General features: G+C 40.2%; 21 protein-coding genes and 1 pseudogene. 3 read left to right on the top strand and 19 right to left on the bottom strand.

What is annotated here, in order from left to right; all coding sequences use genetic code 11:
* Positions 1–470: 470 nt before the first annotated feature.
* The 10 genes and pseudogenes from BJR36_RS13955 to BJR36_RS13915 all read right to left on the bottom strand — a co-directional run bounded on the left by BJR36_RS13955 (position 471) and on the right by BJR36_RS13915 (position 11,906).
* A complete protein-coding gene (locus tag BJR36_RS13955; RefSeq protein WP_091235446.1) occupies positions 471–1,475 on the bottom strand; it encodes a LacI family DNA-binding transcriptional regulator in 1,005 nt (334 codons plus the stop codon).
* A 707-nt stretch (positions 1,476–2,182) separates the two neighbouring features.
* Complete coding sequence (locus tag BJR36_RS20360; RefSeq protein WP_169823706.1) at positions 2,183–2,353, bottom strand: 3-isopropylmalate dehydratase small subunit; 171 nt, start codon at positions 2,351–2,353, stop codon at positions 2,183–2,185.
* Between the two features lie 23 nt (positions 2,354–2,376).
* Complete coding sequence (gene xylB, locus BJR36_RS13950) at positions 2,377–3,858, bottom strand: xylulokinase (RefSeq protein WP_091235444.1); 1,482 nt, start codon at positions 3,856–3,858, stop codon at positions 2,377–2,379.
* 229 nt (positions 3,859–4,087) lie between these two features.
* Positions 4,088–4,156 (bottom strand): annotated as a pseudogene (locus tag BJR36_RS21175) (hypothetical protein); the annotation flags it as partial.
* Positions 4,157–4,437: 281 nt separating this feature from the next.
* Positions 4,438–4,665, bottom strand: coding sequence for an HPr family phosphocarrier protein (locus BJR36_RS13940; RefSeq protein ID WP_091235440.1), 228 nt, complete (start codon positions 4,663–4,665; stop codon positions 4,438–4,440).
* A gap of 102 nt (positions 4,666–4,767) precedes the next feature.
* The gene (locus BJR36_RS13935) at positions 4,768–5,421 is read right to left on the bottom strand and encodes a hypothetical protein (protein WP_242875581.1); all 654 of its coding nucleotides are present in this window, start codon (positions 5,419–5,421) and stop codon (positions 4,768–4,770) included.
* A gap of 1 nt (position 5,422) precedes the next feature.
* Positions 5,423–7,837 carry a glycoside hydrolase family 2 protein gene (locus BJR36_RS13930; RefSeq protein WP_091235438.1) on the bottom strand — a complete coding sequence of 805 codons (2,415 nt, stop codon included), beginning with the start codon at positions 7,835–7,837 and terminating at the stop codon, positions 5,423–5,425.
* Positions 7,838–7,875: 38 nt separating this feature from the next.
* Positions 7,876–8,286: a hypothetical protein gene (locus tag BJR36_RS13925; RefSeq protein WP_091235436.1), complete on the bottom strand. Its 411-nt coding sequence runs from the start codon at positions 8,284–8,286 to the stop codon at positions 7,876–7,878.
* On the bottom strand, positions 8,267–11,233 hold the full coding sequence (locus tag BJR36_RS13920; RefSeq protein WP_091235435.1) for a glycoside hydrolase family 3 protein: 2,967 nt from the start codon (positions 11,231–11,233) through the stop codon (positions 8,267–8,269). The genes BJR36_RS13925 and BJR36_RS13920 overlap by 20 nt, the downstream gene beginning before the upstream one ends.
* Before the next feature lie 28 nt (positions 11,234–11,261).
* Complete coding sequence (locus tag BJR36_RS13915; RefSeq protein WP_091235433.1) at positions 11,262–11,906, bottom strand: hypothetical protein; 645 nt, start codon at positions 11,904–11,906, stop codon at positions 11,262–11,264.
* A gap of 241 nt (positions 11,907–12,147) precedes the next feature.
* Here BJR36_RS13915 and BJR36_RS13910 point away from each other — a divergent pair, with 241 nt between their 5' ends.
* Both BJR36_RS13910 and BJR36_RS13905 read left to right on the top strand, forming a co-directional pair.
* Entirely contained in the window at positions 12,148–12,867 is a 720-nt protein-coding gene (locus tag BJR36_RS13910) for a LytR/AlgR family response regulator transcription factor (RefSeq protein ID WP_091235431.1), read from the top strand.
* On the top strand, positions 12,855–14,192 hold the full coding sequence (locus BJR36_RS13905) for an ATP-binding protein (RefSeq protein WP_091235429.1): 1,338 nt from the start codon (positions 12,855–12,857) through the stop codon (positions 14,190–14,192). Before BJR36_RS13910 ends, BJR36_RS13905 begins: the two co-directional genes overlap by 13 nt.
* Before the next feature lie 403 nt (positions 14,193–14,595).
* On the opposite strand, the gene BJR36_RS13900 is transcribed toward BJR36_RS13905, so the two are convergent.
* Positions 14,596–14,883: a hypothetical protein gene (locus tag BJR36_RS13900; protein WP_091235426.1), complete on the bottom strand. Its 288-nt coding sequence runs from the start codon at positions 14,881–14,883 to the stop codon at positions 14,596–14,598.
* A 616-nt stretch (positions 14,884–15,499) separates the two neighbouring features.
* Between BJR36_RS13900 and BJR36_RS20355 the strand changes: the two genes are divergently transcribed.
* Complete coding sequence (locus BJR36_RS20355; RefSeq protein ID WP_169823705.1) at positions 15,500–15,742, top strand: hypothetical protein; 243 nt, start codon at positions 15,500–15,502, stop codon at positions 15,740–15,742.
* Between the two features lie 171 nt (positions 15,743–15,913).
* Here the strand turns inward: BJR36_RS20355 and BJR36_RS20080 are convergent, their stop codons facing one another.
* From BJR36_RS20080 to BJR36_RS13855, 8 genes are all read right to left on the bottom strand, one after another.
* Entirely contained in the window at positions 15,914–16,093 is a 180-nt protein-coding gene (locus tag BJR36_RS20080; RefSeq protein ID WP_139133558.1) for a hypothetical protein, read from the bottom strand.
* Between the two features lie 489 nt (positions 16,094–16,582).
* Positions 16,583–17,809: a 6-phosphofructokinase gene (locus BJR36_RS13885; protein WP_091235421.1), complete on the bottom strand. Its 1,227-nt coding sequence runs from the start codon at positions 17,807–17,809 to the stop codon at positions 16,583–16,585.
* 57 nt (positions 17,810–17,866) lie between these two features.
* Positions 17,867–18,988: a phosphonoacetaldehyde reductase gene (locus tag BJR36_RS13880; protein WP_091235419.1), complete on the bottom strand. Its 1,122-nt coding sequence runs from the start codon at positions 18,986–18,988 to the stop codon at positions 17,867–17,869.
* A 230-nt stretch (positions 18,989–19,218) separates the two neighbouring features.
* Positions 19,219–19,452: an HPr family phosphocarrier protein gene (locus BJR36_RS13875; RefSeq protein WP_091235418.1), complete on the bottom strand. Its 234-nt coding sequence runs from the start codon at positions 19,450–19,452 to the stop codon at positions 19,219–19,221.
* A gap of 52 nt (positions 19,453–19,504) precedes the next feature.
* The gene (locus BJR36_RS13870; protein ID WP_091235416.1) at positions 19,505–19,741 is read right to left on the bottom strand and encodes a polya polymerase; all 237 of its coding nucleotides are present in this window, start codon (positions 19,739–19,741) and stop codon (positions 19,505–19,507) included.
* 82 nt (positions 19,742–19,823) lie between these two features.
* Positions 19,824–20,171, bottom strand: coding sequence for a cupin domain-containing protein (locus BJR36_RS13865; RefSeq protein ID WP_091235413.1), 348 nt, complete (start codon positions 20,169–20,171; stop codon positions 19,824–19,826).
* Between the two features lie 155 nt (positions 20,172–20,326).
* Positions 20,327–20,782 carry an RpiB/LacA/LacB family sugar-phosphate isomerase gene (locus BJR36_RS13860; protein ID WP_091235411.1) on the bottom strand — a complete coding sequence of 152 codons (456 nt, stop codon included), beginning with the start codon at positions 20,780–20,782 and terminating at the stop codon, positions 20,327–20,329.
* A gap of 95 nt (positions 20,783–20,877) precedes the next feature.
* The gene (locus tag BJR36_RS13855) at positions 20,878–21,930 is read right to left on the bottom strand and encodes an oxidoreductase (RefSeq protein ID WP_091235409.1); all 1,053 of its coding nucleotides are present in this window, start codon (positions 21,928–21,930) and stop codon (positions 20,878–20,880) included.
* Positions 21,931–21,956: the final 26 nt, after the last annotated feature.

The raw sequence follows: 21,956 nt of genomic DNA, 5'->3' as shown, positions 1-21,956 counted from the left end.
ATCCAGAAACTATTCTGAATAATGACCCTTTTTCTCTCCTTATATACGGGATAGTTATCCACACAAAAGGAGAAAAACATTTATCAATTACCTAATTTGTTTAAAATAACACTTCTTGCAAATACTTGACGTTATCTGCTTTCTGTTTCTTTTGCATTGAATAATAGTACTTTACCTTCTTTATCAAATATTTTCCATTTGCTAAACCACTAATCTTGTTTTGATTTTTTTATAAAACACTCATGTTTTATAGGTATGTTTTTGACACTTTTTTCATAGACATTGATTGTCCCTAAGATAAATCATGTGAAATCAGTGAAACAAGTGCGGCATTTAATATTTTTTTTAGTTAATCTGTATATTTTTTATCGCTATTCACAACTAATTTTGTCTATACATAAAAAGAGTTTCCAAACCGGTAGTTTGGGAACTCTTTTTATGTATATTCTTTTTTATATCTATTCTACTTTCTAGTAAATCTTAATCACACTATCGCGCACAATCAATTTAGGCTTATAAGTAATCGTTCTTTCTTCTGTTGCATCGCCTGCAATCCTGGACAGCAATACTTTTGTAGCCATACTACCCATCTTCAATGGTTCCGCACTTACAGTAGTTAAACTAACCTTTGCTTTTCTAGCGATTGGAGTATCATCATAACATACAATACTAAGTTGTTCTGGAACCTTAACTCCATAATCCTCTAAAGCTTCTAACAGACCGACAGCCATTAAGTCATTTCCGCAAAACATTGCTGTATAATCTAAACCTTTTTTTACTAAATCTTCACCGCAGCGATATCCACTTTCCCTATCCAATTCTCCAAAATATATACTGTTGCCTGTCACTGGCAAGCCATTTTCACGCATAGCATCTTCATATCCTCGTTTTCTTTCTAATGCGGTCAACGAATGAGTACTCCCCATTAAGTGTCCTATTTTACGGTGCCCCATTTGTATTAAGTATGTTGTAGCTAGATATCCTCCTTGATGGTTATCACTGCAAACCGTATCAAAAGATGCAAATTTAATGCTCCTGTTTAGAAAAATTACAGGAAGGTAATTTTGTTCAAGTAATTGCTGCAACTCTTTTCCACCTCTCACATTAATAAAAATAATACCAGCATACTGATTCTGATATGACATCATAACGTACGCTCTTTCCTCACATTCCTGATTATTGCTAAAACCAATAATAATTGTGTATCCTTCTTCTGTCATTGCCGTCTTTATTACACGAATCAATTCCATATAATACCAATTGTCTAGATCTCCAACAATAATCATAATTGTACGATTATTTTCTTCCAACTTCCTTAATTCCATAATATTGGTTCTATAATTATATTCAGTTAACAATTTTTCAATGGCATCTTTCGTTTCTTTTTTTACATTCCCCTTCTTTGTTATAACCCTGGATATTGTAGCACAGGAATAACCGCTTATCTCTGATAATTCTTTGATTGTAATGCCCATAAATTCATCACCTTTCTAAATTATGATACTTTATCGTAATGATATATATTTTCATTTTTCTTTTTTTTTATGAAATTTTAGCTCATCTATATTTGGATTTTCAACAGTAAACCTGACAACTTTTTAAGGGTAGTAATCCTGTAATCTGCCGGTGCTTTAACTAATAATCTCACATTTAAAGAGGTCGACGGTAATCACCACATGTAATTCCAGCTATTATCGACTCTTACATATGTCAAATTACTTACAACCACGTTTTATGATTCTTCCTATATGGTCAGATAGTGCAGTGCAAGCCAAAAACAAAAAATTCCTGTATCTTCTCCATATCATATACACAAATTCTTTTTCCTACTTTTATCTCTGTTGTAATAGCAACAAATTTAGTGGTATCCATTTCAAGAGTGAGATAATGAAAATTTCCTGCATCGTAATCATGTAATATCCATAGGATGCCGCTGCTGAACCGCCAATTGTATCTACCAAGGCCAATAAACAGCCTCCAACCAATATTCCAAATAAATATACCTGATTTTTCTTATTAAGCCTATGTTTCTATTTCATGAATTTAGCTAACCCTCCACATCAACCGCACAAGATAAATAGGTGTTTCGTACATTTATACTGTTTATTTTTAGTAATATTGTGAATTGTTTCATATTTACATTTGATTTTAATTGAATATTCCCGTCAATATTATCAACTTCTTAACATTCTACCATAAGAAATCCTATATTAATAGAATTTCTATAAAACATTCTAGCAAAGACATTATCAGCAATCGCTTCAATACTGAATTCCATATACTGTGATGGGGAAATTATATCCGTATTGATGTTGTCACCATATTTTACTACTTTTCCTTCTATATAATTCATACAAATTCTTCTCCGGACATATTTCAATGCATGAATTCTTTCGTATTCTCATACAGCATTTTAAACGTTATATAATTCCCTTTATAAGTCTCTACATTTTTCCTGATGGGTTTATACACTTCTTCCTCAAATTCGACGAACCGGCTGCAAGCATCTTCTATGCTTTTGAAGTATCCGGCTCCCACTCCCCCTAAGATGCAGGCTCCAAGACAAGCCTGCTCTTTCACTTTGCAGACCTGAACCTCTTTGTCAAAAATATCAGCCTGTATCTGAAGCCATACCTCGCTGACAGCCGCACCGCCCGAAGCCAATACCCGTTCACTCGTTATCCCCATTGATTCGATGATTTCAAGGGAATCCTTTAATGCAAATGTAACGCCTTCCATTACAGCTCTGGACATATATCTCGAATCGTGGCCTAACTGAAGTCCAAAGAACACTCCTTTTGCATGCGGATTCATATGTGGCGTCCTTTCACCCGATAAATAAGGCAGGAATAAAAGATTTCCGCTTCCGGGCTCTATTTCGGCCGCCTGCCTGCTGATTTCCTCAAAACTGTCAACATGCAGAATATTATTTTTCAGCCATTTCAAAGACATTCCTCCGCAAAGAATTGCTCCGAATATCGTATAGGCCTTATTGATGCAGTGACAGAATGTGTGGGTTCGCATTTCGCTGTCATAAATGTCCTTTTCCGAATAAGTAGAAATCTGTCCTCCGGTTCCAATGTTGCAAATGACAAGCCCTTCTCTAACAGCCCCATTCCCGATGCTCTGTGCCTGCTGGTCTCCAGCCCCGTATACTGCTGGAGTTCCTTTCCGGAGGCCTGTTTTTTCTGCCGCTTCTTCCGTCACATATCCTGCTATATCGCTAGACTCCAGACATTTCGGGAATATCGATGCCGGAATTCCCAATTCCCGAACCAGCTCCTCTGCCCATCTTCTCTTCCTCACGTCAAATAGCAGCGTAGCCGATGCATCGCTTACTTCCGTTCCGATTTCACCAGTGATTTTATAGCGTATATAGTCTTTTGGCTGCATGACATAAGCTATCTTCTTGAAATTATCCGGCTCGTTATTTTTCATCCACAATAGGGAAGACAGTGCAAATCCGTTAAATACGCGATTATGCAAAATATCTGCTATCTGTTTTTCTGACAGTGTCTTATTTATCTCTTCCAATTCCGCTTCTGCTCTTTGATCCAACCATAAAATTGCCGGTCTGACAGGATTGCCTTCAGAATCGAGCGGAACCAGCCCGTGCATCTGTCCTGAGAATCCGATACTTTTGATTTGCGAGAATTCCGCACTGTGCTTGTCCCTCAGATTCCCAAGAATATTAACCACAGCATCCCACCATATCCGCGGGTCCTGTTCCGCACAATCTGGTTCCGGAATGCTTACATCATATCCTTCCGAAACAGTATCAATAACGCCTTTCTCAATATCTAACAGCATCGCTTTTGCACTTGATGTCCCTATATCAATTCCTAATATTGTTGCCATAGTCTTCTCCTATCATTCGGTTTCTATGATTTTTTATTGAACTTTTCTCTTATCTGAAGTAAAAATCTGAGTAAAAATTGAAATAATAACGATGAATCTTTTTATGACATCCTGCGGATATGATGGAACTGACAAGAAGTTCATAATATTTCCAATCAAGGCAAGGATCAGTACGGGACGCCGCCATTATTCCACCTAGCGTCGCACATACTGCTGATATAACATATACAGCTATTATATACAATTCTACACGAATTCCGGATAATCGTACACAGTTTTCGTTGCTTCCGATGGCCATTACCAGCCTGCTCTGGAAACCACATAGAAAGGGGGCTTGCACATTATCTGGCCAGAGTGTAACCATTAGTGTAGCCACATTGTTTGTTTTTTTCGTTACACAACTAATACACTGTTTTTTAGTTCATACATTTAAAAGCGAATGAACCCAGTAGCTGATTGTTTATATTCTACAGGTTATTTTCGATGCAAAAGTCCAACTATACCTAACGCTTTTTATTGCGATAAAAAAAGCTCCTTCAGTTTTCACCAAAAGAGCTCCTTCGTTTTCAATTCTTTCTTCTAACAGCAATACTGCTCAATATTCTTCATTAACTTATCCGGTTTATCAGCATGTATGATTAATTCTACATTGGAAGAACCTTGTAGGGTAACTACGCCTAACAGCGATTTTGCATCAACAAAGTAACTCCCGCAACATAAGTCACAATTATATTCAAATCTATTGATTAAATCAACAAACTGCTGTACTTCTTTCATCCCAGACAAATACACTGGTATCTTCTGCATCTATATCTCCTTCGGCTCACTCAATCAACCTTTTTCTTATAGCTGGACTCTCCAACCATGAAAGTGAAAAGTTACTATTATCCCATAACCACATGACCCTCGTCATCTAAAAATGATCTTCAAAATCGGAAAGTACACCCAAAAAGAAACGGTACAGTTAATAATCATTGTAATCAGATCCGCTATGGTTTCTCCCGTACTTCCCAATGCAAGCTGATTCATAAAGAAGTCATACACTGGAGCCTTATACAAGCCCTGAAGTGCTGCTGCACCGATGGTAATCAGGATGTATGCCACAACATACCATCCGGCTGCTTTCCATACATTTCCTTTGGACCGAAAGGTAATCCTTCTCTGGGCAAAGAAATTGATTACCTGGGCAATCCCCAGCGTCAGCTGAACTGCCATGAAATATGCCAGCCCGCCTCCGCCTCCGGATGCAATTGTCCCTGCCGGATAGTTGAAAATATAGTAAGCTGAACCATCAAGGTTGTGGCCAACCGGAAAGATCTGAAAATCCGTCTGTATGAATCCGGTGCCGTTAAACACCGTCTTCAGTATCGGCATCAGTATCATCTGAAATACCGTGATGCCATTGCTCAGCATGAAAAACACAAGGAACTGTGCGATATCAGAATGCTTTTCTTCAAAGTTTCCCCATATTGTCCTTGCTCTTGTCCTGAGTTCTATCTTTTTTCCTGTATTAGCGCCTGCTTTGAATTCAATACTGTTTCCTGTTTTAATTTCTGTCTCCATATCAATTCCCCTTTTTGCCTGTCACAATAAAGTTCAACTGCACCTCTTTTGTCTGCTCTGTGCGGATTGTCAGTATTCCTTCCCCCGCTTGTCCGGTGGTTCTGATATAGGTCCCGCACATTCCGCCTTCCGCACAGATACAGTCCGGCCCAACCAGTTCTATGGTTCCCTCTGCCTTCAGAAATACCGGCATCTGAGCATAAGATGCATTGTTTCCGTTCTGGTCCGTAACCCGTATGCGCACAGCTGCCACATCATACGTTTCCGCTTCCTTTAATTTTGTGCTGTTTACCTTTGCCTCCAGGCAGAGATCTGCATTGGAAGACTTCACCACCTGGGCAACAACCTTTCCGCCTTTTACTGCTTCAAAACGGTATACCGGTGCGGAAGCTCCCCAGTTTTCTATATACCGGAAGAACAGACGGTAAAATGCCATCGGCGAAACCAGATGTCTGATCATAACCCAGAGCGCTTTTCCAATATACTTGACCGGAAGTCCGGTTCCGAACCGCTGCACCGCCAGAAGACAGTCTTTTACTGCTTCCGCCTTTTTATGGGAATATCCTTCCCCTTCCTCAATGGCGTTTCCCACAGTATCATAAAATGCAATCGGCGGATGGGGCAGATAGCGGTATTTTTTATTGACCGGCTGGAATTCCCGGATCATTTTTTCATTCTTATACAGGCGCACCTGATCTGCATTGGTAAAAATATAGTTGTCTCCAACTGCTCCGCCCGGATAATCTCCAATGTGCATATCGGATCCGACTTCCAGTACCGGAGTTCCTTCCGAAAAGCTTGCATAGACGCTGGCCGCCAGCTTTGGATTACGAAACATATCCATGACGCCGTGATAACAGATTCTGTCTCCGGAGCCGAAATCCCCATGTGTCTGATAGTCAAACATACACCAGCCAAAGGATCCTGAGATATCTTCTTTTTTATACACTTCGTTCAAAACGTTTGCATAGCGCATTGCATGGGAAAGCCTGTGCATAGGGTCGTCCATGGATTTTGTCGGATACATGTGCCCGTTGAACTCGGAAATCAGATATGCCTTTTTCTTGTCCGGAGCAATCAGCCATCTCGGAAGCAATCCTCCGTTCTTTCCCGTATGGGAAAAGTCATTGAAGGCATAGACGTCCTCCAGCAGGCTGCTTCTCCACAGAAAACGCACACCGCTTGTCTGCCTGCTTTGGTCCAGACTGTGTGCAATCTCATTGGTTTTCTGATACAGCAGGTCATCATCCTGTGACTCATTGACACGCACGCCCCAGAGAATGATGGACGGATGATTCCTGTACTGAAGAACCATTTCTTCTACATTTTCACAGACTGTCTGTTTCCACTCATCGTCATCCTTAATGTGCTGCCATCCCGGCGTCTCCGTGAACACCAGCAGTCCAAGCCTGTCGCAATGGTCCAGAAAATACTGGGACTGGGGATAATGGGAAGTACGCACGGCATTGACATGCAACTCTTCCTTTAATATCCTGGCGTCCTCTTCCTGCATGGATTTTGGCATGGCATAACCCACATAAGGATAGCTCTGATGCCTGTTCAGTCCCCGGATTTTGTATTTTCCGCCGTTCAGGTAAAATCCGTCTGCTTTAAACTCTGCCTGGCGGAACCCGAAGTGCACGCTGTTTTTATCCAGTATGTTTCCGGCTTTATCTTTCAGGACGGTTACCAGTTCATACAGATATGGATGTTCCGGACTCCATTCCCGGATACCGGACACGGAAATTCTGTAATCTTGAATGTTATACTCTTTCATTTTGTGATTTCTGATGTTTTCCACGAAAACCACAATACTTTCTTCTTTAATCGTTTTTTTATCCTGGTCCAGAATAAAAAACTGTACTTCCTGCGCTTTTTCCGGTCTGTTTATTTTCAGGTCTACGATCGCCTGGCTCATGTCCGGCGTCCGGACAAAAACATCCTCCACATAGCTTTGCTCTGCAGCCAGCAGCCACACTTCACGGTATAATCCGCCGTAGGTCATGTAATCAATCACATGGCCGAAAGGAGGGACATTTGCATCTTCCCTGGTATTGAGGCGGACAACGATTTTGTTTTCTTCAATTGTTCTCACCAGCTCCGTAATCTCTAAATGGAAGGCAGTATACCCGCCTTTATGGGTATACTGCTCCTTTCCGTTTATAAATATTGTCGCTTCATGGGCTGCGCCGTCAAACTGAAGAAATAATCTCTTCGTTCTCAATTCTTCTGGGATTTTTAGCACTCTGCCGTAACCGCAGATCATCTGGTAGTCTTTTTCGTCTGCGTAATGTACTGGAACCTCTTTACAGGTATGTGGCAGCCGGACCTGAATCCCGGTTTCCGGATGTTCTAAAAATTCTTCAGAAAAGTTTTTTGTAAAACTCCAATCATTGCATAAACTTATTTTCTCCATCTATTTTTTCTCCAATATATCTATTCAGCCTCTTTCGACTATTGCCCAAAATCGGATACGGCCACTTTCGACTGTTCCATAAAGCTGGAAACTATCGCGGCAATGGTTCCGACAAAGAAACATGCGCCGAATACAACAACCGCTGTAGGATTTCCTCCGACAAAATTGACGCCATTTGCAACATCTGAAAGCGTAGGCAGCCCCAGATAAAGATGCATGGAAAGCGCCACACCAAAACATACAGGCGGCAAAACCGGTGCAAACCTGAAATCTTTGACAATGACAAGCAGTTCACATGCTACACCAGCCATAATAAACATAAATGTAACGAATGAAAATGTTCTGTCTGCACTATCTGTGATGTAAAATATGATATCCGCAATCAGCATCAGACAAGATGCCGCAAAACCAATCCAGAAACCTATCGTTCTATTTTTCAAAAATTCCATCTAATCCCGCCCCCTTTTTTCGTTTCCTATAACCACCTCTGACAAATAATGCAGCGGTCGCAATCAAACCAACACCCAGGATGCCGTTAATTCCAATTAACGCATACTGCCACCATGGGGTGAAGCCGCTCACTTCTGTTTCAGCCGAAAGTCCGTTAATCAGACTGGAATTGGCCATGGCATAATAGAAGCGCCTGTTAGCATCTCTCAGATTTTCTAAGACATACCCATCCTTATGTGCAACAAGATATTTCTGCACCTCACTTGCCCGTCCCTTATCCGCATTGAACGTATCAGATCCGGCTATCAGGGATTCAATCGTAGGTACCTCGGAAGCTCCTTTCACAGAATCTGTGATCGTCACTCCCTGGAATCCCCATTCGTTTCTCAGAACCTGCGTCAATGTTGCTTCGTCCTCATACATTAACCTGTTTCCGATTCGGCTGCAGGAAAGCATGGTAGCAAGTGCTCCACCTTCTGTGAACGCCCCTTCAAATCCCTTAAGGGCACCCTGGCGATAATTCTGTTCTGTCATAAAAATAGAAAGACCGTCTCTGTTTGTTTCCTGATCATTTGCACAGAAATGTTTGATCGATGCGTTCAAGCCTTTATCCTGCATTGCCTTTGTCTGGGCAGCGCTCATGATATAGGACAAAATACTGTCCTCAGAATAATATTCAAAGTTTCTGCCGCTGAAAGGTGTCCTGTGCAGGTTGGCACCTGGAGACCAGAGCTGGTTCGTTCCGCTGAACAGACAGTCTTCCGCTATGAAGCTTCCGCGTTCGGCAATTAAATCCTGATTCCAGGCCGATGCGGCAACAATCTCACTGATATGTAAGGTAGCAGGAGCCTTATTTCCATATCGGTAAGCTGACTGGGATCCTCCAGGACCATCCGTATTCGTATTAACCGGCTTATCAATCGAGCTGACTGCAGGCTGTCCAAAATTTTCACCAATCGTAGAACACAATTCTCCCACTGTCAGCTGGTCAAGGAACTGGCTCCATTTTTCGTCGTCATCAAAAGGTACATCTTTCATATCAATAAGTTTTAAGGTCACGTCTTCACCCTGCTTAAAACTTGTATAAGCAGGGGCATCAGTAGGCTGTACGTATTCTGTCCCTTCAAGCTGTGCCATCATCTCATCCGTAGCCGTGATATCTGTATAGGAAACAGGATAGGTGTTCCAGTCATCCCTGGTCAGATAAGTCACGGTATCTGGTGTAAAGTGATTAAGGTCAATATCCTCAAACTGGTTGCATACGATCTCATTCGTATACTGGGATTTCGCATAGGTCGTGTTATCGGTAGTATCCAGAGTTATGCCAACTGTCTTGCCAGCATCCCCTTCCACTACCGTTCCATCTGCATTGACAAGCCTGCCGCTTACGTTTCCGCCTTCTCTGGCAGCCAGTATGTTGTTGAGCGCATCATGGCTGTCATCGCCGATTGCAAAGAAATAATCACCTGCATCAAAGACATAACAGCCCTTTTTTGTTGTGTCGGCACCATTTTCCGCATTGGCATCATAGGTTGCGAACAGATAATCATCCACCGTTATTGTTACTTCCTGAGACTCCCCTGCAGCAAGAGCATCCGTTTTTTCAAAGCCGGCCAGCTGGACCGCAGCCTTTTCAGCCTGACCTGTTTCGTATGGAAGCTGTGCATAGAGCTCCACAACCGATTTGGATTTTCCCTCATAGTTCGTATTCTCAGGATATCCCTCATTGGTAACATTCACGACAGCAGTAACGGTATGTTCCGTTCTATCCCATGTAACTTCTTTCAATTCCTGGGAAAAATCCGCATAGGACATGCCATAGCCAAAAGGGTAGACCATTTCATCTGCATAATTCCAGCCAGTCCCTTCACCGGCATAGACACCGGCTGTACCATCTGCATTGTTGATGCCAAAGATACTGTCCTGGTATCTGGTCTCATAGTATTTATAGCCGACATAGATACCTTCTGCTTCGACAATATAGTTCTCCGGTTTGTTTGCATAAGTAAATGATCCGGCGTTCCTAACCGCAGGCGCAGACAGGGAATTTGCCGCATAGGTATCCACAAATCGTCCGGAAGGATCCGCCTCACCTGTCAGGACATTTGCAACACCTTCAAACCCCTTCAGGGCTGGATCTCCAATCCAGAGTGCGGCATCCACGCCATATTCCTCTTCAGCAAGCCAGCCAAGTTCCATCGCATAAGCACTGTTGATCAGAACAATCGTCTTGGTAAACCTGTCGCTTTCTTTGATCATTTTCAAGAGGTCTTTTTCTGTATCATGCAGAGCCAGAAACGATATTCCATCTCTGTCAGTAGTTGCAAGATCCTTGCCTTCACCGCCATCCCTCGAAAGCATGACAATGGCAATATCATTAAAATCATTTTCATAGGACGCTTTCAATTCGTCCGTGTAAAAGTCCTTGTCCACTTCTCCGATGAACCAGTCCGGCTCGGCTTTCGCTCTTTTGACCGTACTGTTCGCATAGGCATCAAATAACGTATCGTTTATCTTAAACCCTGCTGATTCCAATGCGCTGTACAGACTCACCTGTCTGTCCGGATCCCTGCTGGGCCCGCCTGAGTTTCCCTGGTAAACAGGATCTGCAACAGCGCGGCCAAACAGTGTAACCCCCCGTTCAGAAGAGGCAAGAGGCAAAGCCGCGTTATCATTTTTCAGCAGAACAGCTCCCTCTTCCATCGTCTGCACATCATGCGCATCCGAATCCTTTATCATGGCCGCCAGCCCTTCATCAGAAAGACCATAGTCACTTTCATAATACATGGTGCTGTCATCGGCTTTCATAGTCGGCGGGGTCACATTCAGGAAGACATTGACCTGACCGCTCCAGCTAAATAACAACGCACTTGTAAAGATGCTCACGGATAGCAGAACTGCTATTGAAGCTGTCAAACCTCGCCACACATTTGTCTTGTTTTTCATCCTTTTTTCCTCCTTAAGGAATCCCAGCCTATTCTGCCGCTACAGACAGATCTGCATAATCAAATGACGTGTTCACTACATCGACGATGATCGTTGTTTCCGGGAATGCCACTGTTGCAAGATAATCTTTTGCAGTCATCGTTCCAGCATCTCCGCCCACGGCTGCTCCCATTTCATCTGTCCATGCTTCCGTATTCAGATAACCGATCGGTTCTGATCCGGCGGATAAAGAGCTGTTAGCCATAACTGCAGTAGGTGTGGAAAGAGTAAGAGTCATAATTCCTTCTTCCTCTTCGGAAGTATAAGTGCCATCATATATCATATTGATTGAACCTCTTGGAATCTCCTCGTGGGTACCATCGTCATTGAACAGCAGCGCGCCAGAAAACACGGTGTCCGTACTAGTCAGACAGTAAGTGCCATCTGAGAATGTCTCTATCGTCTGTACGCCAAATGTTGACTGCTTATAAGTATACCCTGGATACATACTCATGAATGCAACATTCGCATTGGAAGCGTAGTATCCGGTCAGCTCTGACTCAACCGCCTTCGTAGTATCCGTTCCCCCTTCAGTCTTAGCACCAGCAGATGCCTTTCCACATGCAGCCAGACCGAAAACCATCGTCATCGCAAGAACTGCGGTCAATACTTTTTTTACCATTTTCTTTTTCATAATACATATTCTCCTTTTGTGAAATTATTTTGAGAACACTTTTGTGCTCTGTTGCCGTTATCTTATAAAAATCTCATTCCCGTTACAACAGGAACGGCATAACCTCAAAATATCCCTCACAAAGTATAACTAAGTTTTAATTTATGACGTTTTTTCTTAGTCTGGGCATGGATGTATTGACGGAAGGCTCTTTTTTTTATATAGTCATTTTAGATAACTATTAAAGGGGAAAGTGAAAAACATGATAAAAATCGCTATTGTGGAAGATGAAGAAAGCCAGGCGCGTCTCCTGGAAGAATATCTTAACAGATATGCAGAAGAAAAGAAGATTCAATTCAAGATACAGAAATTTACAAATGCAGTTTCTCTGCTGGAAAACTATTCCGCAGATTATGACATCATTTTTATGGATATCCGGATGCCCTATATGAATGGCATGGACGCTGCACACCGCCTGAGAAAACTAGACAAGACGGTCCTCCTTATCTTCATGACAAGTCTCACCCAGTATGCAATCAGCGGTTATGAAGTAGAGGCACTTGACTATATTGTCAAACCGATCGGTTATTATGATTTCGCACTGAAAATGTCACGTGCCATGCAGCGAATTCCCAAAGACTCCCCTGACGAGATCGTTGTTTCCACTGTCAACGGCATGGTCAAGCTTTCACCGAGTGATATCCGTTTTCTGGAGACAGAGGGGCACCATGTCATCTATCACACTGCCGATGCCGACTACAGACAATACGGTACTTTATCTTCCGCGGAAGCAAAGCTTCAGTCTTATAACTTTTGCAGATGCAACAACTGTTATCTCGTCAATCTGCAATATGTGGAAAGCATACAGGGCTATACTGTCACCGTAGACGGAAAAGAACTGCGAATCAGCCAGCCTAGAAAAAAGGCCTTTGTACAGCAGCTGCTTGACTATACCAAGAGGAAAACAACATGCTTGAACTAATCCAAACAATTTGTGGAGTTTACAGTTTGCAGTATCAGATCAGGCTGGCTCAGCTGATTGAATTGATCTTTTGCATCATATTTTATACCCTTCCTTTCAGACGACGCAATTCATTTTGGATCCGGCTTGCCTGCGGATTGATTTTTGCCCTGCCGTTTCTCTACCCTTTAGCCGTCCTCCGCACGCTGTTCCCGGGTATTATCTTCAATATCCTGGTTACATTCATCCTTCATCTTTATATCTTTGGAATGCTCATCCTCCTGTATCAGGAAGCACTTCACGAGCTGCTGCTCTGCCTGTGTACGGGTATCGCCACCCAGATCATTGTAGGAAGAGTATATGAAACGCTTCTCATCCTTTTTGGAAAAGACGCATATGCCGATATATCCTTATTTCATGATACCGTTGTATGGCGCGACTGGACCGTATACTTTGTCATACACCTTGTCATCAGTTTCTTCCTTTCCATTCTCTTCCGCAGAAAAGAAGTGTACAGACATGATACAGAAAGCGCCCGGCTGATTGTTATTTTTTCACTGGCTATCACGATTATCTCAGTTCCCGTCAATGCATTCAGCCGCACATTAGAGGGTGAAAATCATCCCCTCAATTTCATTATCCGAATCTTCTCTGTTCTGTATGGACTGTTCATCCTGTTCCTGCGTATGGGTATTCTGGAGCAGAGCAAGCTCCGGCAGGACTTGAAAATCATGGATGAACTTTTATATGTGGAAAAGAAACAATTCGAGGATATGCGCAGCGATATCGAAATTATTAATATCAAATGCCATGATATCCGCCATCAGCTGTCGCAATTCGAAGCCAAGCTGACGGAACAGGAACTCGATTCCCTGAAATCCGCTATCCAGATCTACGACTCCAACATCAAAACTGGCAGTGAAATTCTTGACGTCATCCTCTTTAAAAAACAGCTTCTCTGCGAGAAAAACCATATTCACCTGAGCTGTATAGCCGACGGTAAATGTCTGTCATTTATCACTCCCTCCCACCTTTATTCGCTGCTCAGCAATGCCATTGAGAATGCCTTTGAAGCGGTCCAGCAGGTGGAAAATGATGAAAAGCGCGTTGTCAGCATCTCCATAAGAAAAGAAAACGGCTTAAGTGCTATACATGTAACCAATTATTTTAATGGAACACGTGAAATAGAGGATGGACTTCTGCTGACTAGTAAGGAAGACAAAGCCCATCATGGATTTGGAGTGAAGAGCATGCGCTATATCACTGAGCTGTATCATGGCAGCATCTCTTTCAGCACGGATCAGGATATCTTTTATCTGCATATTTTCTTTCCTGGGGCGGATTGAGAAATTTTAATTGGCTCTGTGTTTTGCAGATATTTCTAATATACTGTAATTGGTTAAAAATTACAGTTAATAATATTCACATTGAATCTCATCAATGCAAATCTGGTTGCATGCTCCCTCCCACCAGATTGGAGGATTATCTTTTGTAATGCCATAGATTCAGTTCCGTAACTATACCTAGGTGGTTTCTTTCATTAATGGAAGTTCTGCAAATATCACACTCAGCCTTATTGTATGAGCTACAGTCATTCAACTTTGGTCCGAACCGGACCAAAGTTGAATCTGTTCTTTTCATATCCAATTTTGCTCTATATAATTTATTACCATATTACATTTTCATTTTGTCCCTATGTGATCTCCATAACATCGAATCAGATATTTGCATATCGTTAGGCATGCTTCTTCAACTTTTTTCAAAAATCACCTTTGTAATAACATCCTTCATTTTGCATTGACTCATCTTCTCCAAATTAGCTTGTTCATGGAATACGATCATCGCCTCAAATCCCGGTCCCTTCAGGCACAATTTCTTATCAGCAAATAATACCTGCAACTTTTCAAAGCCGGAATTACCCACCCATTCTAACAAACACATATCCCCACATACTATGCCAAAATCCTCTTTCCCTTTAAAATAAACTCGTTTAATCAGTTCTTTCTTCTTGCTTTTTTTCGCCACGTTCACTTTCATTCTCATACTCCTTATCGTCATTCTTTTTCCATCTTAGTATGCGTTTTGGTGCATTCGCACAATTTACGCGATTTTGTCTAAAAACAACAATAGGATTTAATAGTGTACATCAAAGTATAACTTTTCTATTTTAAATCTTTTTATCCTTAACATTCTAATTCACCCAGGATAAGGCACATCAAACTTCCAATACTTCACCGATACTGGGCTCCCTCTTTTCCCACCTTTAATGGATTTCGTAGTTGTAAAACTTATCATTGGGATACTTCCACATCGCCGGCATGAAACTGGATAATCGATTTCAAAAAACATTTATCAAATTATGTAATAAGTGTACATAATTTGTGTTAGCAGCTTTTACAAAAAAAATTGCAACCCTTATTTATAAAAATCAAGAATTGTGATTCCCTTCTCATGCAGGCAAAGCATCGCAAACAATGTCACTTAGATAATTGACTATGCTCCTTTCGCACCAGTAACAAAAGGTCGCTTTGAACTCTGGTACAAAATAGTACCCCCGCAATCTTGAACAGAGCAATATCTGATGACCGCTACTGCCTTAACAATTTCGAACGTTCTTTTCCTCTATGCTTCCATTCCACACCGCTGTCAACAAATGCAGACGATTAGCCCAATTAAGAAAATAAAAATGATTCTTTTATTTCCTCATTTCTTTTTCTTAACTTTTTCTTTTTTTCTTGCACTGCGGGCTACCACTAGTACTCAACATTCAACAGCTGATATTAGCGGACTCTTTTCCGAAAAAACAAAAGAGATGGGCGCGCAGACTCGCCACACTGCGATCTTTGCCCCATATGCAGATGGTATCGGAGGATTGCACCGTTCTTTGTTTATCTAATCTTTTTCGAACTTTATCGTTTTTCCCTTCATGATAAGTCTCTATTTCTATTTCATTTATCTTTCATATCCAAGCCTTCCCTTTCTGTATCCACTGGCGATTCTCGCACTTTATTCAATTTAATGGGAGTATTATACCCGCCTTAGTGATGTTTGGCCTTCTTCCTAATGCCTATGTCAATCTACAGGTACCCATTAAGATGATGATTGTAGTCTGCACCCAGCTTGATGGTGACATCCTTGCCCTCATCAATATGAGGCCTTCCATATGCCTGCCATCAAAATCGTTATATATACATGCACCCACTAACATGATGCCTTTCTCATGGCACACCCAACTTGATGGGGTCATTCCTTGCACTCATAAAGCTGATGTCATCCATACGCCTGCCGCCAAAATCGCTATGTTCACATGCACCCACTAACATGATGCCTTTCTCATGGCACACCCAACTTGATGGGGTCATCCTTTGCACTCATCAAGCTGATGTTTTCCATACGCCCGCTCGTGTCAGGGGGGTAACAATAAGTAGAATAGCACTATATTATCTATCGCTTGCAATAAATGATCCGGATAATTACAAGGATTTGAAAAACAATCAATCATTAAATAATTAAGCTTATAGAAATAATAGTAATCATATGCCATTGCTTGCAATTCAAATAATTCACCATATTCATTCCAGCCAAATTGCATCGTATTATCTTTTATAATATAATATCCCTTATGTTTAAAGCACAAAAAAAGACCCTATAAAATAACAGTTATTTTAAACTGCCCATTTTATATGGTCCATTTTCTATTTCAGCTACGGTAATTGATGCATCTTATTTACTAATGCTACCGATATACAAAACGCGGAATCCCATTTTCAAAAGGAATATTTGCCTGACCTTGAATTAAAGGAAGTGCATAGTCAACAAATTCCTCTGAAATGTTAGTGCCTTCATCCAAAATCCATGCATTCGGTATTAACTTTTCTTTATTGCACACATCATCTACATCCACAAGAGAACAGGAAAGAGTCAGATCATCATTTATCCTGTCTCTGGTAAAAGCAACCATTTTTCTCGTCTCTCCGGCTAATCCTGCTAAAACACCCTGTCGTCCTGCTTCAAGAGCCCCATTATGATCGATAAGAGATATGAGTGACGAAGAACACCGCTGGTTTATGCTTAATTCGACTGAACGGACTTTTATATTCATGCGTTCTTTTATTATTCGCTCAAGGACACTCCCGCATCCTTTAAGAGCTTTATGCCCAAATTTATCGATTGCTGCTTCAGAGGTATATTCGCATATGAATTTTCCGGAAGCGTCTTTAATCCCTTCTGATACACAAATAACAACATTGTTTTTTTTCTGCAGTGCTTTTTTCAAATGAGTGAGAAACTTCTCAAAATCAAAACTTACTTCAGGAAGATAGATAAGGACGGGATTGTCTCCCTTGTTTTTCCGTGATAAAACAGATGCGGCGGTAAGCCATCCTGCATGACGCCCCATAATTTCTACTATAGTAACAGATTGTCCATTATATACAGAAGCATCCAGAATAATCTCGCTTATTGTCGATGCCACATATTTTGCAGCACTTCCAAAACCGGGGGTTGTATCTGTTAGGACAAGGTCATTATCAATTGTTTTTGGAATTCCAATAAACCTGATATCACTTCCAATCTTTTCTGCATAGTGTGACAGCTTGCTTACCGTATCCATGGAATCATTACCACCGATATAATAAAAATAACCAATGTTTAATTCGTTAAATTTTTCAAACAAAGTCTTGAAAACAGCATCTTCAAATTTTTCCGGAAGTTTATAACGGCACGAACTAAGATAAGCGGAAGGTGTGGTTTTTAATAATTCAAGCTCTTCCATCGTCAGACTATTCCCTAAATCGATGAATTGATTTTGCAAGAAACCTTCTATACCATTAATCATTCCATATATACGCTCTATTTTACTTTTATTTTTCAGAGCTTCTATAATTACTCCATATAAGCTAGCATTTATTACGGCAGTAGGTCCTCCTGATTGCCCGACAATTGCATTTCTTTTTGATTTCATTCAGTTTCTCCTTTTTTGGATTTCCGCTACTTCTGTAATAAGTAACGGAAAATGATATCAACTATAAATGGATTTTTTGAAAATTTGTGTGTAGAAATTTCTGATATTTTTTTCATCCATACTGACAGGGGTATTATTTAGTCTTTTCATGTCTACTGATTTAACCAAAATTTCGATATCACTTTCGGCCTTAATAGTAGGAGCTTTCATATCAAGTTCTGTCATAAGTTCTTCAAACACGTCAACGGCATCTTCAGCACTCTGGCATCCCATGTACTCTGCAATTTTTATAAAAACCGATTCCAAATGTCCTGATCCTCGCGGATCGATACATTTATGCAGGTTATAAATCATGTATCTCCATATTTTAGGAAGGCACAGGGCAACTGCATGCCCATGTGGAATGGCATATCGGGTAGAAATTTTATAACTCATTGCATGTGGTGCTGTTGTCCTTGCGATATTCAGTGCACGCCCTGCAAGGTTAGCTCCCATCAACATTGCTTCGTTTCCAGATTCTGTGTTATTAAAATAGTTATCTTTATGCTTCATAATTATTCTGATTGCTTCACCGGCATATTCGTCGCTTTCATCATTCGAGTCTGTTGACCAAATACTTTCAATAGCCTGGCAAAAGGCATCAAGCAAGGTTGCCTTTTTTTGATATAGTGGCAGGGACTGAAGGACAGTTGAATCCAGAATCACATAGTCTGGGATACAGCTTTCGTAAGCCACAGATTGTTTTTTTCCATTATAGTAGATGACAGCATTTTTTGTGGATTCACTTCCGGTTCCAGCCGTAGTCGGCATAGCAAGGAGTTTAATATTATTCGGAACGATGATTTCACTTAAGTAATTCTCGGATGCGGGCATTTCAGCATATAATTTGACGCATTTCGCAATATCAATTGCACTTCCACCTCCGACTGCGATTATGAAGTCACATTTCGCAATGTTATATAGGTGGATTGCTTCGACAACGGAGTTATAAGATGGATTTGGGGTGAAGTCGCTGAACCTTACTACCGGAATATCCAGATTTTCAAAATAATCATTAATTTTCAATTTCTCTAATGAATTGCCGCATACTAACAATATTCTTTTTGTATTGTTTTCTTTTAAGATTTCATCAATGCTTTCAAAGTAATTTTTATCTTTGATAATGATCTGCTTTTTCATGGTCACCATCCCTTGCCTTAATTTATAAAGATTAATACGAATCGATTTATTAAAAATCAGAATTAACATCGTATTGATTATGGTTCTGCCGCACAAAAACATTTAGAGTATTTGTATATTAACATATGATTTTCGATACAAAAAAACCTGATAACATTTAGGGTGATCAGCCTCAAGTCTATCAGGTTTTGGGGATTTCAAAATATGTCTTATACCAGTTGCTTACTTCCTTATGCGATGAAATCGGAAATTTGTGCCAATATGAAATCGACATCGTCCTCTGATTTGATAATTCTCAATTCTAACGTGCGCTTAAAATCTATAGCCAATATTCCCAGTATAGATTTGGCATCAACCATGAAATTCCCATTAACTAAATCAAATTCACCGTTCAAAGTTGACATTATACGCACAAAATTCTTTACTTTCTCTAGTGTATCAAAAATAACATTAACCTTAGCCATAGTATCTCCAACCTTACTGTGTTTTCAGAGTGTTAAGCACAACTAAAATCAATTATGCGTTGTTAGCTATATAGTAAAATAATTTATCAATGTCTTCTCTTTCATATGCAATAAGTTCAACATCGTTAAACATTCCTTCAGAAAAGAAATTTGCCATGAATAAGTACTGTGAAAGTTTGGATTTTAGGTTTAGTCTGTCTCCTTCAGTTGTAACAAGCTCAACGTTCCCTATGCAGCTGTCGAGCACCTGAAGAAACTTGTCTATGTTTTCAATCTTCTTTAGTTTCATAATAATCCTCCTTTTGTTTTGAATATAATAGGGCATTGCACTCTGGCAATACTCCTGGATTGCTTGAATACTCTGAAATACTTTAAGCCTTAAAAGCCGCTATAAATAATTTGCACGGTTCTTTGCTTGTATTTCTTAGATAATGTCCTTGCCCATTAGCTGTAAGTGTCATATCCCCTGGATATAAAGTCAGTTCTGTGCTATCATCAATTGTTTCCGCTTCACCGGAAATGAGATAATATAATTCCGTAGTATCGACATGTTCGTGATATCCAATTGATTGACCCGGTTCCAATGTGATGAATGAACATATCTGGCATTTTTCAGGGAGATTATTTTTAGGGATAATTTCTTCATATAGAATTTCTCCATTCCCGTCATGGATATTACCAATGTAATATGCTGGCAGCTCACTTTTCTTAAAATACATTATTCTTCAACCCTTTCTGTTCTCAATTGGGATATAATCATAAAAACATATTATGATACAACTAATTACCTTCACTTTGTTTTAAAGCTTCTTCCAACCCTGATATTTCACGAATAATTCAATCTACTCTTGCAGCTTTTGCGTGCTATTAACGGCTATGCCGATATAGTGTGTTTAGCTTCGATTTCTTTGATCTTAGCGATTTTTTTTGCAGATGGACTTTCTTTGAATGTTAATCCTAACCACCTGTCAACAAGTGTAATGGCTGTTGATGGTCCTATGACTAAAGCGCCCATGCACATGATCTGAGCATTATTGCTCAATATAGATCTTTCTGTCGAATAAATATCATGGCATACCGCCGCGAACACACCAGGTACTTTGTTTGCAGTAATAGACATTCCAATACCTGTACCACAAATTAAGATTCCACGTTCAAAGTCTCCGGCAGCTACAGCATCGGCAACCTTTTCACCAATTTCCGGATAATCAACAGAATCGTTACCATTACATCCCATATCTACGAAAGTATGTCCTCTTTTGGTAAATTCTTCGATTACCTTATTTTTTAAATCCATAGCTAAATTATCACAACCAATTGCAATTTTCATTTTGTTACCTCCTTTGATATGTTAATATAATATGTATATCCTTGTATATACAAGTATATTTTAAAATAGGTGTTTTGTCAAGACACTTATATATTTTAATCTCTAATTGAATCTAGAATGCATCTTCTTTTTTCACGTAAAAATAATCCGAAGCAATGACTGCAGCTAATGCATTTTGAAGTTTTTTGTCCGTGGATTAACCGAGTAATTAAGTCAGGTTCTGCAATAAATGGCCGTCCCATCGAAACCATATCCATCCCTTCATCAATCACGTACTCCATATCTGCGAGATTCCGTATTCCGCCTACTAAAATAATTGGTATCATCGTTTTGGATTTCAATTTTTTGACTGCTTCAAGAAAATAGTTGTGTTCTTCTTTGCTTCGCGATGCAAAATCAAAGCCGCTTACTTCAACTGCATCGACTCCTAACTCTAGAAATTTCGACATAAAGTAATCCATATCTTCAACATAGGATTTATTATTTAAATAGGAATTGGAGTTAACCTTAACTATTACAGGATAATCGATTCCGCAACTTTTCTTTATGCCGTTGATAATTCTAACTACAATGCGCAGTCTGTTTTCGGCGGAACCTCCGTAATTATCTGTCCTGTTATTTGTTCCGTAACTTACAAACTGGCAGAGTAAAAATCCATGTGCCATATGTATCTGAATTCCATCAAATCCTGATTTTTTTGCTCTCAGAGCAGCATCAACAAAGTCGTTAACTACAGCGTCAATATCGGACAAACTAAGTTCTTCTGCTATTTTTCCGCCTGGCGTAACCATTTTAGATGGTGCTACAGGAAAATCTGGCACATGTACATTAGCTCCTCCATGAGAAATCTGAGCAAATATCTTACTTCCATTGTTATGCACCAATTCTGTAAGCTCAGTTAACCTTTTAATATGTTTATCGTGATACATAGAAGTTTGCTGTGGTTTTGTCTGTCCAATTGGATTCACATAGCAATGTCCAGTAATGATAAGCCCAATTTGATTTCTGGCTAATTTTTCATACATTATCATTTCTTTATCACTAATTGATCCATCAATATTTCCCATAGCGGTATTAGTTGCCGATCTTACGATTCTGTTTTTAAAAGTAATATTTTTAAGTGTAATTGGAGTAAATACTGGATTCATTTTGCATTCTCCTTGCTAATGAATTG

Source organism: Anaerobium acetethylicum (genome assembly GCF_900096945.1).
GTDB classification, from domain to species: Bacteria; Bacillota; Clostridia; order Lachnospirales; family Lachnospiraceae; genus Anaerobium; species Anaerobium acetethylicum.
Note: the sequence above shows the minus strand (reverse complement) of the source record. Positions and strands in the feature narration are given on the sequence as shown.

Excerpts from the sequence above, each read along its gene's own strand:
- xylB (WP_091235444.1), bottom strand. The coding sequence starts at position 3,858 with ATGGCAACAATATTAGGAATTGATATAGGGACATCAAGTGCAAAAGCG.
- BJR36_RS13870 (WP_091235416.1), bottom strand. The coding sequence starts at position 19,741 with ATGAAACTAAAGAAGATTGAAAACATAGACAAGTTTCTTCAGGTGCTC.
- BJR36_RS13915 (WP_091235433.1), bottom strand. The coding sequence starts at position 11,906 with ATGAAAAAGAAAATGGTAAAAAAAGTATTGACCGCAGTTCTTGCGATG.
- BJR36_RS13920 (WP_091235435.1), bottom strand. The coding sequence starts at position 11,233 with ATGAAAAACAAGACAAATGTGTGGCGAGGTTTGACAGCTTCAATAGCA.
- BJR36_RS13860 (WP_091235411.1), bottom strand. The coding sequence starts at position 20,782 with ATGAAAATTGCAATTGGTTGTGATAATTTAGCTATGGATTTAAAAAAT.
- BJR36_RS13885 (WP_091235421.1), bottom strand. The coding sequence starts at position 17,809 with ATGAAATCAAAAAGAAATGCAATTGTCGGGCAATCAGGAGGACCTACT.
- BJR36_RS20355 (WP_169823705.1), top strand. The coding sequence starts at position 15,500 with ATGCAGACGATTAGCCCAATTAAGAAAATAAAAATGATTCTTTTATTT.
- BJR36_RS20360 (WP_169823706.1), bottom strand. The coding sequence starts at position 2,353 with ATGAATTATATAGAAGGAAAAGTAGTAAAATATGGTGACAACATCAAT.
- BJR36_RS13930 (WP_091235438.1), bottom strand. The coding sequence starts at position 7,837 with ATGGAGAAAATAAGTTTATGCAATGATTGGAGTTTTACAAAAAACTTT.
- BJR36_RS13900 (WP_091235426.1), bottom strand. The coding sequence starts at position 14,883 with ATGAAAGTGAACGTGGCGAAAAAAAGCAAGAAGAAAGAACTGATTAAA.
- BJR36_RS13910 (WP_091235431.1), top strand. The coding sequence starts at position 12,148 with ATGATAAAAATCGCTATTGTGGAAGATGAAGAAAGCCAGGCGCGTCTC.
- BJR36_RS13880 (WP_091235419.1), bottom strand. The coding sequence starts at position 18,988 with ATGAAAAAGCAGATCATTATCAAAGATAAAAATTACTTTGAAAGCATT.
- BJR36_RS13925 (WP_091235436.1), bottom strand. The coding sequence starts at position 8,286 with ATGGAATTTTTGAAAAATAGAACGATAGGTTTCTGGATTGGTTTTGCG.
- BJR36_RS13865 (WP_091235413.1), bottom strand. The coding sequence starts at position 20,171 with ATGTATTTTAAGAAAAGTGAGCTGCCAGCATATTACATTGGTAATATC.
- BJR36_RS13905 (WP_091235429.1), top strand. The coding sequence starts at position 12,855 with ATGCTTGAACTAATCCAAACAATTTGTGGAGTTTACAGTTTGCAGTAT.
- BJR36_RS13955 (WP_091235446.1), bottom strand. The coding sequence starts at position 1,475 with ATGGGCATTACAATCAAAGAATTATCAGAGATAAGCGGTTATTCCTGT.
- BJR36_RS13875 (WP_091235418.1), bottom strand. The coding sequence starts at position 19,452 with ATGGCTAAGGTTAATGTTATTTTTGATACACTAGAGAAAGTAAAGAAT.
- BJR36_RS13940 (WP_091235440.1), bottom strand. The coding sequence starts at position 4,665 with ATGCAGAAGATACCAGTGTATTTGTCTGGGATGAAAGAAGTACAGCAG.
- BJR36_RS13855 (WP_091235409.1), bottom strand. The coding sequence starts at position 21,930 with ATGAATCCAGTATTTACTCCAATTACACTTAAAAATATTACTTTTAAA.
- BJR36_RS13935 (WP_242875581.1), bottom strand. The coding sequence starts at position 5,421 with ATGGAGACAGAAATTAAAACAGGAAACAGTATTGAATTCAAAGCAGGC.
- BJR36_RS20080 (WP_139133558.1), bottom strand. The coding sequence starts at position 16,093 with ATGACCCCATCAAGTTGGGTGTGCCATGAGAAAGGCATCATGTTAGTG.